Source organism: Pseudomonas sp. TNT2022 ID1044 (assembly GCF_028656895.1).
In the GTDB taxonomy this organism is placed as follows: Bacteria; Pseudomonadota; Gammaproteobacteria; order Pseudomonadales; family Pseudomonadaceae; genus Aquipseudomonas; species Aquipseudomonas reinekei.
Map to the genome: position 1 here is coordinate 1 of NZ_JAMDHB010000045.1, position 3,078 is coordinate 3,078.

The 3,078-nt window shown below is 57.0% G+C and carries 1 protein-coding gene; it reads left to right on the plus strand.

The annotated features are described in order from the left end of the window. Positions 1-116 precede the first annotated feature (116 nt). Positions 117-3,078: exodeoxyribonuclease V subunit gamma (recC, locus tag M5G20_RS30000; protein ID WP_273922114.1), on the plus strand; the 2,962-nt coding region annotated here is incomplete at its 3' end.

Below are 3,078 nucleotides of genomic sequence, written 5' to 3' on the forward strand. Positions count from 1 at the left end.
TTTTGTTTTGCCCGCAGGAAAGTTCGTACAGCAATGTCGGACAGGTCCCCGCTGTCAGCATCTCTCGACAATGCTAAGGTTCGGCCCTAGCGTTTGTATTTTCCAAGGAAGCCTTTATGCCGGACGCGACGTACCTCAGTGCTGGTTTTATGGTGGTTCACGGTAACCGCCTGGACGAACTACGCAGCCTGGTGGTGAGCTGGATGCGGCGCTACCCGCTGGCTCCCCTGGAAAATGAAATCGCCCTGGTGCAGAGCAACGGTATTGCGCAATGGCTGAAGCTGGCTTTGGCTGAAGACGCTGAAGATGACGACATGGGTGGCTGTGGAATCGCCGCCGCCATCGACGTGCAATTGCCGGGTAGTTTCATGTGGCAGCTGTATCGCATGGTCTTGGGTCGCGACGAAATTCCGGCCAAGTCTCTGCTTGATAAAGCCCCACTGACCTGGCGTCTGATGCGTCTGCTTCCACAGTTGATCAATGAGCCACACTTCGAACCACTCCAGCGCTTCCTGACCAATGACACCGACCTGCGCAAACGCTATCAGCTGGCCGAACGACTGGCAGATCTGTTCGACCAGTATCAGGTGTACCGCGCCGACTGGCTCGAAGACTGGGCAGAAGGCCGGCACCAGTTACGTAACGCAAGGGGTGAAGCCAAGCCGCTGACTGCGGCCAATTGCTGGCAAGCCGAATTGTGGCGTGCACTGTTGCTGGATGTGGGTGAAGAGGGCATGGCGCAAAGCCGTGCCGGCGTCCATCAGCGCTTTGTCGAATGCATCAACAGCCTCGATGTAGCACCCACCGGGTTGCCTTCACGGGTAATCGTGTTCGGGATCTCTTCGCTTCCTGCACAAGCCCTGGAGGCCTTGGCGGGACTGGCGCGATTCAGCCAGGTTCTGCTGTGCGTACATAACCCTTGTCGTCACCATTGGGCAGATATCGTCGCTGATAAAGACCTGCTGCGGCATCAATACAAGCGGCAGGCTCGCAAGAATGGAATGCCGGTTGTTCTCGATTCCGAAACGCTTCATCAACATGCCCATCCGTTATTGGCTGCCTGGGGCAAGCAAGGGCGTGACTACATCAACCTGCTGGACAGCTACGACGACCCCAACAGTTATCGTTCGGCATTTCGCGACGGTCGCATCGATCTGTTCAGCGACAGTCAGCCACTGAACATGCTCAATCAATTGCAGGATGACATCCTCGAATTACGTCCCTTGAACGAGACCCGCGAACGCTGGGCTGCTGTAGATCTTCATGCAGATGAATCCATCCGTTTTCACATAGCTCATAGCGCACAGCGAGAAGTAGAGATACTTCACGATCAATTGCTCGCGCGTTTCAGCGCCAACCCACAATTGCGTCCACGCGATGTAATTGTCATGGTCCCGGATATCGACAGCTATGCGCCGCATATTCGAGCAGTGTTCGGTCAGCTTGACCGGCAAGACCCGCGATTCATTCCGTTCACGCTTGCTGATCAGGGTCAGCGTGGGCGTGATCCGCTGCTGATCGCTGTCGAACATTTGCTCAAACTGCCTGACAGCCGTTTCCCGGTTAGCGAGATCCTTGATCTGCTTGACGTTCCTGCATTGCGCGCCCGTTTTGGTGTCGAGGAGCGCGACCTGCCCACTCTGCATCGCTGGATCGAAGGTGCGGGTATTCGTTGGGGCATGAATGCTGAGCAACGGGCCGGTCTCGGATTGCCGCAATCCCTGGAGCAGAACAGTTGGCGTTTCGGTCTACGACGAATGTTGCTCGGGTATGCCGTCGGCAGCGCCAACGCCTGCGAAGGTATCGAGCCTTATGACGAAATCGGTGGCCTGGATGCTGCGCTCATAGGTCCGTTGGTTGCGCTGCTCGATGCGCTGGAAATTGCACACCGGGAACTGACACAACCGGCATCACCCGAGCAATGGAGCCTACGATTACAGGCGCTGGTGTCGTTGTTTTTTCAGGCCAGTAACGAGCACGACGACTACTTGCTGACTCAGCTTGAAGCGTTGCGTGAGGCCTGGCTCGAGAATTGTGAGGCGGTAGGCCTGCAAGACGAATTACCGCTGACGGTTGTGCGTGAAGCCTGGCTTGCGGGACTCGATCAAGGGCGTTTGTCTCAGCGCTTTTTGGCCGGTGCCGTCAACTTCTGCACCTTGATGCCCATGCGAGCGATCCCGTTCAAACTGGTCTGCTTGCTGGGCATGAATGACGGTGATTACCCACGTGCGCAGCCACCGCTGGACTTCGACCTGATGGGCAGTGATTACCGCCCCGGCGATCGCTCGCGACGCGAAGATGACCGCTACTTGCTGCTGGAGGCACTGTTGTCTGCCCGTGATCAGCTTTACATCAGTTGGGTTGGCCGCAGCATTCGCGATAACAGTGAGCGCCCCGCTTCGGTATTGATCGGCCAACTACGTGATCACCTCGCGAGCGGTTGGCGATTGTCCCGGAGCGACGAAGACTTGCTTGAAGCGATAACGCAGGAACACCCTCTCCAGCCTTTCAGCGCTCGCTATTTTCATGAAGGCGATGACCTGTTCAGTTACGCCAGTGAGTGGCAGGTGCTGCATCAATTCGCTGAGCAAGCGGCTGATATCGAGAGGCTTGATGCCCACGTGCAGGATGAACCGCTGAGTCTCGGCCAACTGCAGGATTTCCTGCGTAACCCTGTGCGTCACTTCTTCAGTCAGCGACTGAAGGTGTTCTTTGAGTCTGCCGAAGTGCCTTTGGCGGATGAGGAGCCATTTGTCCTGGACGCATTGCAGCGATACAGCCTCAGTGACAGCTTGCTTGAAGCGGGACTGGCGGACCTGGATAACAGCGATCAGGCGTTGGAAGTGCAAGCCAGGCGCCTGCAAAACGGCGGTCTGCTGCCGATGGCAGGATTCGGTGAGTGCCTTCAGCGGGAACTGATCGAACCATTACCGGATTTGCTGCAGCGCTATCAACAATTGCTCACCTTGTGGCCTACGCCACTGACCAGTGCACTGGCGGTGAGCCTGGAGTTGCATGCCCTGCGTATCGAAGGCTGGCTCAGCGGTCTGCATCAACGGGCTGACGGTGGTTTGCTGT